The 12,645-nt window shown below is 51.0% G+C and carries 10 protein-coding genes; 5 read left to right on the top strand and 5 right to left on the bottom strand.

The window, feature by feature from the left end; genetic code table 11:
- Positions 1-68 precede the first annotated feature (68 nt).
- Both polA and bioF read left to right on the top strand, forming a co-directional pair.
- Positions 69-2,981, top strand: coding sequence for a DNA polymerase I (gene polA, locus ACZ45B_RS06465; protein WP_464675017.1), 2,913 nt, complete (start codon positions 69-71; stop codon positions 2,979-2,981).
- Positions 2,982-2,984: 3 nt separating this feature from the next.
- The gene (gene bioF, locus ACZ45B_RS06460; RefSeq protein ID WP_024546254.1) at positions 2,985-4,148 is read left to right on the top strand and encodes an 8-amino-7-oxononanoate synthase; all 1,164 of its coding nucleotides are present in this window, start codon (positions 2,985-2,987) and stop codon (positions 4,146-4,148) included.
- On the opposite strand, the gene ACZ45B_RS06455 is transcribed toward bioF, so the two are convergent.
- A complete protein-coding gene (locus ACZ45B_RS06455) occupies positions 4,145-5,017 on the bottom strand; it encodes a hypothetical protein (RefSeq protein ID WP_236612477.1) in 873 nt (290 codons plus the stop codon). The genes bioF and ACZ45B_RS06455 overlap by 4 nt on opposite strands.
- Positions 5,018-5,056: 39 nt before the next feature.
- Positions 5,057-6,313 carry a hypothetical protein gene (locus ACZ45B_RS06450; protein WP_024546256.1) on the bottom strand — a complete coding sequence of 419 codons (1,257 nt, stop codon included), beginning with the start codon at positions 6,311-6,313 and terminating at the stop codon, positions 5,057-5,059.
- Here ACZ45B_RS06450 and ACZ45B_RS06445 point away from each other — a divergent pair.
- Both ACZ45B_RS06445 and ACZ45B_RS06440 read left to right on the top strand, forming a co-directional pair.
- Entirely contained in the window at positions 6,306-6,812 is a 507-nt protein-coding gene (locus ACZ45B_RS06445; RefSeq protein WP_236612478.1) for an acyl-CoA thioesterase, read from the top strand. The genes ACZ45B_RS06450 and ACZ45B_RS06445 overlap by 8 nt on opposite strands.
- A 123-nt stretch (positions 6,813-6,935) precedes the next feature.
- The gene (locus ACZ45B_RS06440; RefSeq protein ID WP_012306905.1) at positions 6,936-7,274 is read left to right on the top strand and encodes a P-II family nitrogen regulator; all 339 of its coding nucleotides are present in this window, start codon (positions 6,936-6,938) and stop codon (positions 7,272-7,274) included.
- Positions 7,275-7,366: 92 nt separating this feature from the next.
- Here ACZ45B_RS06440 and ACZ45B_RS06435 read toward each other — a convergent pair whose 3' ends face one another.
- From ACZ45B_RS06435 to ACZ45B_RS06425, 3 genes are all read right to left on the bottom strand, one after another.
- Positions 7,367-7,834: a cupredoxin domain-containing protein gene (locus tag ACZ45B_RS06435; RefSeq protein ID WP_024546258.1), complete on the bottom strand. Its 468-nt coding sequence runs from the start codon at positions 7,832-7,834 to the stop codon at positions 7,367-7,369.
- A gap of 58 nt (positions 7,835-7,892) precedes the next feature.
- Positions 7,893-11,372, bottom strand: a complete 3,480-nt coding sequence (gene mfd / locus ACZ45B_RS06430; RefSeq protein ID WP_024546259.1) for a transcription-repair coupling factor — start codon at positions 11,370-11,372, stop codon at positions 7,893-7,895.
- A 112-nt stretch (positions 11,373-11,484) separates the two neighbouring features.
- On the bottom strand, positions 11,485-11,904 hold the full coding sequence (locus tag ACZ45B_RS06425) for an STAS domain-containing protein (protein WP_464675016.1): 420 nt from the start codon (positions 11,902-11,904) through the stop codon (positions 11,485-11,487).
- A 263-nt stretch (positions 11,905-12,167) separates the two neighbouring features.
- Between ACZ45B_RS06425 and ACZ45B_RS06420 the strand changes: the two genes are divergently transcribed.
- Positions 12,168-12,644 carry a cupin domain-containing protein gene (locus ACZ45B_RS06420; RefSeq protein ID WP_029681870.1) on the top strand — a complete coding sequence of 159 codons (477 nt, stop codon included), beginning with the start codon at positions 12,168-12,170 and terminating at the stop codon, positions 12,642-12,644.
- The last annotated feature ends 1 nt before the right edge of the window (position 12,645 follow it).

The raw sequence follows: 12,645 nt of genomic DNA, 5'->3' as shown, positions 1-12,645 counted from the left end.
TCCTGGTAGGGTGATGAAACGGCGCGATTATGGGAAGATCAGGGCAGTTGATTGCCCCATGGATATTGATGACGACTCCTCTGCTCCTGCTCATTGATGGTCACTCCCTTGCGTTTCGCTGCTACTATGCCTTTGCCAAATCTCGCCAGGGGGCACTGCGGACATCGACGGGGATCCCGACGAGCATTTGCTTTGGCTTTCTCAATGCGCTAATGCAAGTGATCGAGCGGCAACAGCCCCACAGTGTGGCGATCGCCTTTGATCGCTCTGAGCCCACCTTCCGCCATGAAGCCGATGAAAATTACAAAGCCCAGCGCAAGGAGACCCCCGATGATTTCATCCCAGATTTTCAAAATCTTTTGACCCTCCTCGATAGCCTCCAGGTCACCCGCGTCACCAAGGCGGGCTATGAAGCAGATGATGTGCTTGCGACTCTCGCTGCCCAGGCGAGTGAAGCGGGCTATCAGGTGAAAATTCTCACAGGCGATCGCGATTTATTTCAACTCGTTAACCCTGCGAAAAATATCAGTATTCTCTATTTAGATAGTCGCGGCGTCAAAAGTGGCAGTTACGAAGAATTTACGCCGGACCTCGTCGAAGAAAAATTAGGGGTCCAGCCAGAGCAAGTGGTTGATCTCAAAGCCCTCGCTGGGGATGCCTCAGATAATTATAAAGGCGTACAGGGCATTGGGGATAAAACAGCGATTAAACTGATTCAAGAATTTGGCTCCCTGGATAACATTTATGCAAATCTAGACCAAATTAAAGGCGCAACTCGCAAAAAATTAGAAACGGACAAAGAGCAAGCTTACCATTGTCAAAACTTAGCCAAAATTGAACAGGCAGTTCCCATCGAAGTTGATCTAAAAGATTTAAAACTTCAAGGCTTTGAACTCACAGAAGCCACTGAGATACTCGTTAAATTAGAGCTAAAAAAATTCATTCAAAATATCGGCAAGCTCCAAAAAGTGATGGGGGCAGAAACTATTGAATTGCCTTACATTCCTCCGGCGGCTCAAAATGGCCAAGGAGAGAATAATGGGCAGCTTTCGATTTTTCAGTCATCCTCTGCGGAAGTTGTGTCACCCCCAGAACCCGTGCCGCCAAAAAATGAGGCGATCGCCCCCCAAATTATCGATACTACCGATAAGCTCAAACATTTGATTACAATCCTCGAGCAGCAAACAGATCCCACGAACCCCGTCGCCTGGGACACCGAAACCACCGGCCTCGATCCGCGTCAGGTAGCGCTTGTGGGTATTGGCTGCTGTTGGGGGAAAAACCCCGATGAATTGGCCTATATTCCCCTGTCCCACAAAGAAGGAGAGCAATTACCTTTTGACCAAGTGGCCGCTGCCCTCAAACCCATTTTAGAAGGAGAGCAATATCCCAAAGTCCTCCAAAATGCCAAGTTTGACCGGGGTATTTTTTATTACCAAGGGATTCACTTAAAAGGCGTGGTCTTTGACACAATGCTTGCGAGCTATGTGCTGCACCCCGAGAGCAAACACAACTTAACAGACCTCAGTTTTCGCTATCTCGGCAATATCATTGCCCAAAGTTACAGTGATCTGGGCTTAACTAAAAAACAAACCATTGCAGATCTTGAAATTCCCAAAGCCGCTGAATATTGTGGCCTTGATGTATATACAACCTATTTGTTATTTCAAGAACTCTCTAGTGAACTCAAAGCATATCCCGACTTAGCGCAATTGCTCACTACCGTGGAGCAGCCCCTTGAGCCAGTGCTTTCTGCCATGGAAAATAATGGCATTCGTCTTGATTTAGAATATTTGGCGCAATTGTCCACAGAACTAGGCGCTGATCTAGAAACATTAGAAACCCAGGTGTATATTGCTGCCGATGAGCGCTTTAATATCAATTCTCCAAAACAGTTGGGGGAAATTTTATTTGAAAAATTGGGATTGAATCCGAAGAAAACCCGCAAAACTAAAACTGGCTATTCCACCGATCACACGGTCCTCGAAAAACTCCAGGGTGACCACCCAATCATTGATTATCTGCTGGAATATCGTACCCTCGCGAAACTGAAATCCACCTACATTGACGCACTCCCAACCCTCGTTAGCCCGAGAACGGGCCGGATACACACCGATTTCAACCAAAGTCTGACCAGTACGGGGCGCCTTTCTTCTTCAAATCCAAATTTACAAAATATCCCGGTGCGGACAGACTTTTCGAAGCGGATTCCGTCGGGCGTTTATTCCCCATCTGATTGGCTGCTCGTAGCCGCAGATTATTCTCAAATTGAACTGCGCATTCTTACCCATTTAAGTCAGGAGCCAATTCTTTTGGAGGCCTATCGAAAAGGAGAAGATGTGCACCGGGTCACGGCCCAGATGATTTTTGAGCGGGATTCCCCTGAAGCTGTGACATCTACGGAAAGACGCATTGGTAAAATCATCAATTTTGGGGTGATCTACGGCATGGGCTCCCAGCGGTTTGCCCGGGAGGCTGGGGTCACAAAAGAGGAGGGCAGAGCTTTTATTGAACGCTACCACCAACGCTACAGCAAGGTATTTGAATATTTAGAGCTGGTCAAAAAACAGGCGATCGCCCAGGGGTATGTGACTACGATCTTGGGGCGGCGGCGGAATTTTAATTTTGCCAGTAATTCCCTTTTAGCCCTCAAAGGCAGTGATCCCCAGGCCCTTGACCTAAACAGTTTGGACTATGCCTACAATGACGCCCAGCTCTTGCGGGCAGCGGCCAATGCGCCGATCCAAGGCTCAAGCGCTGACATTATCAAAGTGGCAATGGTCCAGATCCATGAACTGCTCAAGGATTACCAAGCGCGCCTCTTGCTCCAGGTCCATGATGAATTGGTCTTTGAGATGCCCCCAGAGGAGTGGGAAAAATTACAGGGCAAGCTTAAAACCACCATGGAAAACGCGGTGTCTCTTTCTGTGCCCCTGGAGGTAGACATTCACTGCGGGAAAAACTGGTTGGAGGCAAAATAGGCGATGCTTCATTCTCCCTATACTTGGCTCGGTGAATCCCTCGAAACGATTAAAAAAGCAAACTGGTACCGACAGCCCAGGGCGCTCGCCAGTCAATCTGGTTCCACCGTGATGCTCAACGGCCAGTCGGTAGTGAATTTTGCGAGCAATGATTACCTAGGTCTCGCCAGTGATCCCCGCCTAGCAGAAGCCGCCATTGCCGCCACAAAAGCCTATGGTACAGGTAGCACCGGCTCCCGGTTAACCAGCGGCCACCGCCCACTGCATCGGGATTTAGAAAAGGCGATCGCCCAACTGAAACAAACAGAAGACGCTCTGGTGTTTAGCTCCGGTTACCTGGCGAACCTGGGGGCGATCGCGGCGGTGGTGGGCAAGCGAGACGTGATTTTCGGCGACCAATACAACCATTCCAGCCTCAAAAATGGTGCCAAACTCAGTGAAGCAACGATTTTTGAATATCAGCACAATGATTTATCAGACCTGCGCACCCTTTTAACCCAACATCGGGGGCAGTACCGCCGCTGTCTGATCACCGCCGATAGCGTCTTTAGTATGGATGGCGACCTCTGCCCCCTGCCAGAATTACAAGCCTTGGCCCAGGAATTTTCGGCGATGCTCCTGATCGATGAGGCCCATGGCACAGGCGTTTTAGGAGAGCGGGGCGCGGGGGTGGCAGACCATTTTGGCTGTACCCAAAGCGAGATGATCCAGGTGGGCACCCTCAGCAAAGCCCTGGGCAGTTTAGGGGGCTATGTGGCCGGCTCCCAAGCCATGATTGATTTTTTACGAAATCGCGCTGCTACTTGGATTTACACCACGGGACTTTCGCCCGCCGACACGGCAGCGGCCCTAAAGGCGATCGAGATTGTCCGAACGGAACCCCAACGGCGGCGGCAACTTTGGGAGAACATTCGCCAGCTAAAAACCGCCCTCGGCAACTATGAATTAGTGCCCTCTGAATCCGCGATTCTCTGCTTTGGTTTAGAGAGTCCCCAGCAGGCCCTAGCAATGGGCGATCGCCTTTTACAATCTGGTTTTTTTGCCCCAGCGATCCGGCCTCCCACCGTCCCCACCAGTCGGATCCGAGTTTCTGTGATGGCCACCCATACCCCCGCACAAATTCAGGATTTGATTGAAAATTTTCAGGCCTCCTTTGCCTACGGTTAATCTGGCTGAATCTGGAGGGCTTCCCGTTCTGCCTCTAAAATTTCTGGGGGAATCGTAAAGCTGGGCCGCCCCGTTGCATCCACTTCGATGATCACTCCCAGGGCTTCGAGTTCGGCGATCGCCCGCCGTTGGGTTTCTACATCCCGCGCCTGACCGAGAATCCCAGACCAAGCGGTGATCCGGGCCATCACACTGCGGGGATCTCGTTCCAAAAAGGCAGCTGTTTGTTCAGAACGTTCCTTGGCGCTTTGACTTTCGGGATCATCGTAATAAGAAGCCCATTCCGCCGCAGTTTTATGGGATTGAATCGCAGCGGGTACATCCCCTAAAAAAAGATGCTCATCGATCGCCTTCATCCGCCAGAGAAAAAAGCCCTTAGGTGGCGTCGTCGGGGTCATCTGGGCGAGGCCCCGGTTAAGAATATCCACTGTCCGGTCTGGTGTCCCCCCATAGAGAGAGCTACTCCCAGACAGATAATAGTAACCTTCCACAAACCAGGGATCGCGCTCAACGATCACCTCAAAAAAATCAGCACTCAGGCGATAGTTCCCCAAATTTCGCGCTTCATCATCGCCGAAATATTGCAAAAAGCGCAAAAAGACCCAGTTTGCGAAAAGGTTGTCATAGCCGTAGGCGGGCAGTTGCTGCCATAAGGCGAGGCTAGCGGCTTCTGCTTGGACTTGGCGCTCGACCAGTTCTGGGGTGAGGTCTGTGCCCTGCTTTAAACCCGTAAGCCGCAACTGTTGCAGAGAGACGACCACAGCCCCGCAAGCAAGAATCATTGCCCCGAGGCCCAAACTTTTGACTGTTTTCCCAGAAAAGGCGATCGCCACCATGGTTATTGAACTGAATTCCTTGGGTTCACCCAATTTTAGCGTTTTTCTAGGGCCGTCAAAATGGCCGCAATGCTATTTTCCAAATCTACCCAAGCGTTGTAGTACCTTTGTCGCTGTGTTTTCAAGCCAGGCCAATAGGTGATCCACTGCCTTGAGAAGCCGTTCTAAAAAATGCTGTTCATAGCCAATGCTGAGGGCTTTGGTTTCAATCCATTCTGGTTTTGCTTCGATGCCCTTTTCTGAGGGAGATGATTCCCGGCGGGTCAGGGTTTTGGTTTGGGGGGCGTGGGGGGCGATCGCCTGGGACGAGTCATGGGGGGTTTTCACCAAAGTCACTGGCTGATTATCCTGGCCTATCTGGGCGACCAAATCCGTTAAAACTGCCTGAGAAATAGTAGTTTCCGGATTGTTCGTTTGGTTAGCGGGGGGCGCTGCACTTTTTTCGCGAAATAAATCAGCCCAGGTGAGCCAAGGGGTGGGGGCTGGTTCCGGAGCTTGGGTTTTGGTAAGGGCGGTGGTGCGATCTTTTGGGAGCAAAAATCGGCGCACAAACCGTTGCAGAAATGATAAATTTTCCGCCGGTTCAACGGGGGTAAGCCATTGCTGCTCGAACTGAGCCAGGCGCTGGTCGATGGGTTTGAGGACAGGCTCTAGGGGCAATGGGGGCAGCAATTGAGGCGCATAAATTTCCGGTGGAATGACGGCGGTGTGCCAGTGGGATTCTCCAAAGAGATCAATGGCGATCGCCACCGGGCTCTGTTCCAGCCAGCTTAAACCCCGGAGCAACCAGCGCACCGGGGGCAAGAGGCGGGGTTGGTGGCCATAGATCGGCGGCAAAACGCGCGGATTTGAGCTATGGCGGGCTAATTCCTGCTGCCGTTTTTGGTAATTGATACTGCCGAGCTGAAAGCTAATTTGCTGTTTCAGTTCCGTCTGGGATTGGGAAGGTGCAATGGTGTGGTTTTCTGGGTCAACAAATAAAATATCCTGGGTTTCCAGATCGCAGGCTAAACCTTGGAGGGATTGGGTTACAGCAACATCTTCGGTGGTGCTGCTGAGGGTTGTAGCCACTGGATCGAGGACTGTCGGTTGTGAGTCTGCGGCGAGGGCGCGCTGACGTTGACGTCCTGTTTGAACCGCAGCGATTTGTCGCACTGCCACGCGACTGGTTTGTACCAGCATATACAGCGGATAGAGGGAAATTTGGGCACCCCATTCCACCGTGATTTTTAGACGGCGGGCGGCCTGGGTGAGTCGGTTGCCCCACTGAATCGATTGACGATTGAGGAAGTTAAAGAGTTTACTTTGGTAGGGGCCGGTGGTGGACATCGTCACTGGTTTGGCACAACGCCTTTATTTTCCCACAGGAATTTACGAATCGAAGTTTATGGCCTACCTTTACCAGCGGACCATTCACCTGGCAGACACCGATGCGGCGGGGGTGGTCTACTTTACGCAACTGCTTCATATTTGCCACGAAGCCTATGAAACTTGTCTGACGGCGGTGGGCCTAGATTGGTCTAGTTTACTGCAAGCCCAACAAGTGGTGCTTCCCATTGTCCATGGGGAAATCGATTTTTTTCAACCCATCCGCTGGGGCGATCGCCTAAAAATTTCTTTACAGCCCAGTTTAGAAAAGCCGAGTCAATTTCAAATTCGTTACCAAATTTTTCACGCTGAACCAGACCCCGAGCAAACAAAACCTCTGGCGATCGCCCTCACCCGCCATGTGGCGATCGAACCGAAGAAACAACAGCGTTGTGAACTGCCCGAAATTGTCCAAAGATGGTTAAGGAATGCCCCAAAAGCCGAAGACAGCAAAATTTAGCCTGTACAATTGTCTTGAATCTAACGATATCTTTTTACCTGTGATGCTAAAACAAGGTAGCTCACGCACTAAAGTCATTATTTTTCGATATTTTCAGACTATCTAAGAGGAGTCATCACTTCAATGAAAAAAGTAGAAGCCATTATTCGTCCCTTCAAACTCGACGAAGTCAAAATTGCCCTAGTCAACGCTGGCATCGTCGGCATGACTGTATCTGAGGTTCGCGGTTTCGGTCGCCAAAAAGGCCAAACGGAAAGATATCGCGGTTCTGAATACACCGTTGAATTCTTACAGAAGCTCAAGATCGAAATCGTCATCGATGATGATCAAGTGGATGCAGTAGTGGACAAGATTGTTGCGGCGGCCCGGACTGGGGAAATCGGTGACGGGAAAATCTTTATCTCTCCGGTGGATCAAATTGTGCGGATCCGGACTGGTGAAAAAGACCTCGAAGCAGTCTAAATTTTATTTTTGCAACTGTTTGCCAAGCGGCGAGAACAATCTATCTCTCAGTTTTGCTGCAGACTCCCTCAAGACACGGAGGGAGTTTTTTCTTAGGGGAGGGGATTAGCCAGAACGTTGATTGTGCCTACCATGCCAGCGGCGGCATGGCCTGGTACGGAACAGTGGAGTTCAAATTCACCGGTCTTTTGGGGGATAAACACCCATTCAGCGATCGCCCCGGGTTTGAGTTCTAGTTCATGGATCGCCCCCTTGATCTCCACCTTGCCTGCCTCAACTTTTTGGCTCCAGATCGTATCGGCGAAATCCTTGGCGGTGAAATAGTGCTTTTGGTTACTGGGGTTATCGAGCAGCAGTTTGTAACGCTGGCCAGCGGTGAACTCGAGGTGGTCCGGCTCGAACTTTAGTTCCCCTTTGGCATTCCCCAGATGTACTTGGATTTCCTGGAGGGGCTGTTGCGCGGGAACTGGCAAGGCGATCGCCCCCTGGGTCAAACCCAACACCATCAAGATCATCAGTACGAAAATTTTGCCGTAATTAACTAGATTCTTAAACACCATTTGCCCTCGCCGTGACTTTCAAGATTTACCTACAATTTTGCCCCAGGCAGTTGCATTTCTAAACCTTTGCCTCCTCCAAAACCCCCTGCATCCACCCGAGCCATTCAATCAAACTATCCAGTTGTTGCTGGGGTTTAATCGCCCCCAGGCCCCGCACCGTAACTTTTTTGGGCGTGTAGACAAAGCGGGAATGAAGATGGGTGGGCAACTTTTCTTCTAGGCGTTTCCAGGCGGGTTCTTCCATGGGGGTTTCTAGGGCAATATTTTGCTTGCCTTCGGGTTTAATCCGAGAAAAACCAAGGGATTTGGCGATCGCTTTGAGTTCAATCACCTGCAGCAGTTGCTCCACTGAGGGGGGCAATTGACCATAGCGATCGCCCCAATCGGCTGCAATTTGGACCAGTTCCGGCCTGGAATTGGCCCGGGTAATTAAACGGTAGGCAGCAAGCTTCTGGTCAGGGTCGGGGATGTAGTTGGCGGGGATAAAGGCCGTCAATTTGAGGTCAATTTGGCAATCATCCACCTGGGGAATTTCTTCACCGCGAATTTCATTGATGCACTCCTGGAGCATTTCCATATACAGCTCAAAGCCGATCGCCTCCATTTGCCCCGACTGTTCTGCCCCCAACAGATTCCCCACACCCCGGATTTCCATGTCTCGCATTGCCAGTTGGTAACCGGAACCGAGTTGACTAAATTCCTGTAGCGCCCGTAGCCGTTTCCGCGCTTTTTCGGTCAGCTCCCCTTTACTGGGATAGAGGAGCCAAGCGTGGGCTTGGATCCCCGAACGCCCCACCCGGCCCCGCAGTTGGTAGAGCTGGGACAGGCCAAAACGTTGGGCATCTTCGACGATAATCGTGTTCACCCGGGGGATATCAAGGCCCGATTCCACGATTGTGGTGCAGAGGAGAATATCCGCCTCGCCATTGTTAAAGGTGAGCATCGTCGTTTCCAATTCTGCCTCGTCCATCTGACCGTGGGCGATCGCCACCCGCGCTGTGGGAATCATCGCCTGCAACTGGGCGGCAATCTCTTCAATCCCTTCCACCCGAGGCACCACGTAGAAAATTTGGCCGCCCCGGTCTAATTCATTGCGAATCGCCGTGCGGACGATTTCCGGGTTATAACGGGACACATGGGTTTGGATTGGGCGACGGGAGGGGGGAGGCGTCGTGATTAAGCTCATCTCCCGAATTCCTGACAAAGACATATAAAGGGTTCTCGGGATCGGCGTGGCGGAGAGGGTGAGCACATCCACCTTGGTTTTCATCGCCTTGATTTTTTCCTTTTGGTTCACTCCAAAGCGCTGTTCTTCGTCCACCACCAGCATTCCCAGATCTTTGAAGACCACCTCCTGACCCAAGATCTGCTGTGTCCCAATAACAATATCTAGTTCGCCATTTTTGAGCCGCTCTAAAATGTCCTTGCGTTCAGAGGCGGTGCGAAACCGGTTGAGGAGGCCAATGTTAATCGGGTAGGGGGCAAAGCGTTCCTTGAGGGTGTGGTAATGCTGTTGGGTAAGAATCGTCGTTGGCGCAAGCAGGGCCACTTGTTTATGGCCACTAGTGACCACCTTAAAAATGGCCCGGATCGCCACCTCCGTTTTTCCGAAGCCCACATCGCCACAAACCAGCCGATCCATCGGGCGATCACCTTCGAGATCTCGCTTAATGTCCTGTACCGCCTTCAGTTGGTCTGGGGTGGCCTGGTAGGGGAAAGAATCCTCCATCTCTTGCTGCCAGGGGGTATCAGTGGGATAGGCAATGCCCTTAATTTCCGTCCGTTGGGCATAGATTTTAAGTAGGTCCACCGCCAGCTTTTTAACAGACTTACGGACTTTTTCCTTCGTTTTTTCCCAGGTTTTCCCACCCATTTTGTGGAGTTCAGGGCGTCCTTTCGCCGTGTGGCGGTATCGGGAAAGGGTATCAAGGGAATCAGCCGGAATCCGCAGCGTCCCGTCTTCATATTTCAGGACAAGGTATTCCCGGCTTTGGAGGGTTTCGATTTTGATAAAACGACCAATGCCATGGCTTTTGTGCACAATGTAGTCACCGGGGTTGAGTTTATTTACATCAACCGCTTTTGAGGCAGCCCGGCGGCGTTTGCGGATGTACCCAAAGCTGGTGAGGGCATGTTGGCCATAAAATTCCCGGTCCGTGACCACAGCTAACCGGAACGTGGGCAAGATAAACCCTTCTAGTTCTGCCTGGCCTTTGTATTTGAGGGCGATCGCCGTCCCCTGGATCTGGTGCTTTTCGATGGCGGGATAGTCCCTGGGATTAGGGATAAACTGGGCGGCGCAGTCATGTTCCTGGAGCAGGGCCACGGAGCGGGACGGCTGGGCAGACACGAGCCAAGTGCTATAGCGATCAAGGGTGATGGTGCTATAAATTTCCCGCTTCCCCCGCAAAATTTCAGCTAGTTTGCCAAATTGGTGGGGGGTAATCGGCACCGGGCGACTGGAAAGGTTGAGGCTGTTTTCCCCGGCTTCATCCAGCTCCGTTAGGTAAAACTTGGGGTAACGTTGGCCGAGGCGATCAAAATTGTCCTGGGCGGTGCGGTGAATTTTTGGTAGGGCACATTCCCCATGGCGCAATTGCCACTGGCCTTCGTGGGTTTCATAGGTGCGATCGCCATGGGCCAAACATTGGGCCAGTTCATCCACGGCCACAAGGGTATTTTCGGGCAGATAATCTAAAATCGAGGCCACCTGCTCCCCAAAGGCAACCCCCAAAAAGCGCTGCATTCCTTCTGGATAGAGGCCGGCTGTCCATTGTTCTATTTCCTCGGGCGTTAGGGAAAGGGCTTGGGGATCAGCGATATTTTGACCAATGAGCGGCCCCCAAGTAGTGGGTGTGAGAAATAACTGCTCCAGCTTATCGAGGGAACGCTGGCTAGTGGGGTCAAACTCCCGGATGCTTTCGAGCTCATCCCCAAAGAAATCGAGGCGTACAGGTAACTCCCCAGACACCGGGAACACATCGACAATATCCCCCCGCCTGGTCCACTGGCCTTCTACTTCCACCAGGCTCACCCGTTCATAACCCAAACGGGTTAATTGGTCGGCGATCGCCTGACTGTCAATTTCTTGCCCTGGGGTGAGGGACAAACAAAAATCCTGAAAAACTGCCTGGGGCGGTAGATGGGGTTGAAGCGCCCGTTCCGTGGCAACGATCGCCATCCCCTTACTTGTAACTGTGGTTTGGGCGATCGCCCCGAGGGTCTGCATTTGGCCCCAGATCATTTCCGACTCCGGGTCAAATGCCTCATAGGGGGATGCTTCCGAGGTGGGATAAAACAGCACCTGCCCCCAGCCCATCGCCTCTAGTTGGGCAGCCCATCGTCCCGCTTCCTCTAGGGTGGCGCAAACCACCAGGAGATTTTTTTCCTGCAGTTGCGCCAGACCTGAGGCGATCAATCCTTTGGGGAGTCTTGGGATGCCGCTGAGGTGGAGTTCCCCTTTCGTACAGAGTTTTTGTTGAAACTCTGCCATCAAAACAGAACGACTCAGGAAACGAACAACCGAAGAAAAAGTCATGGGGATTTAGAAACGGCACTAACAGAAGATTACCTTCAGTTTTACAATCTTTCGCTAGAGCACACAATCAAGCGCTATTATCGACTCCATTGGACCATGTCCCCAAAAGAACTTAAGATTTAGCCCCTCGATGGGCGAAAAAATCGGCCTGGGTCGGAAAAATTTCAAAAACTTTATCCATATTAGTTAGTTCAAAGAGCATTTGTACTTGCTCATTAACATGGCACAATACCATTTTCGCGCCATGGGACCGCACTGCTTTTAATAGCAATACCAGAGAACCTAAGCCGGCGCTATCCATAAATGTGATCCCAGTAAAATCTAAGAGCGCAATTTCTTTCTTTTCTTCAGTCACGCTTTTGATTAAATCATCCCGAAATTCGAGGTATTTGATATTATCAAAAATTCCAGTGGGATGAAAAATGGCAATTTTATTATCCATAGTAAATGCAAAATTATAAAAAGACCCCTTAGAAAAAGAGTCTACAACTGATTGTGGTGATAACGACAATGAATTTGACGTTAGGGTCATTGCTATCTATCTTCACCGATAGCTCTAGCCTAATCTAAAAGAAAGACTGGGGGCGATCGCCATGGCAATAACGCTTATTTTTTGGTGAACTTTCTTGACTCGATGTCACTATATCAAGTTTCTTTGGGCTATACTCCTGCCAAATCTGCAGGGCTCGGGCTGGGTTGAGATTTGACTACTCTTTTGTCTCCAATGACCCAGGGAGTTAGGCGGCTTCCTTGGCTGTCCGTGGCAAAGATTTGAAAATGTTTTGGAAATTTGTAATGAAGCTGCGTTATCTACTACCTTCCCTGATGTTTTGTGGCTGGTTCTCTGCGCCTTTGGTGGCCCTGGCGGAATTAGAATCGGCGAACCAATACTCTCAAACCGTAACGCGGACAGTGCTGGCCGATGGTCTACCGGATCAAGCACCGGGGCAGATTCTAGAATTGGTGCGTTACGAGATTCCGCCTTTTAGTACATTGCCGGTGCATACCCACCCAGGTTTGCAAATTGCTCGGGTTGAATTTGGCTTTCTGACCTATTCGGTGATCGAGGGGGTTGCACTTATTACCCGCGCGGATGGGACTCGTGAAGAATGGACTGCTGGGGAAACCACAGTTTTAGCCCCTGGGGATGCGGTGACAGAACACCCAGATATGGTGCATTTCGGAAAAAATGAAACGCCCAGTGTGGTGATTTTACTGTCGGCTTCTCTGTTGGCGGCAGACCAACCCAAGGCCATCCTCCAAGAGGAATAGT

The sequence above is a fragment of the Picosynechococcus sp. NKBG15041c genome, assembly GCF_055380235.1.
This window is presented reverse-complemented; position numbering and strand designations above follow the sequence as displayed.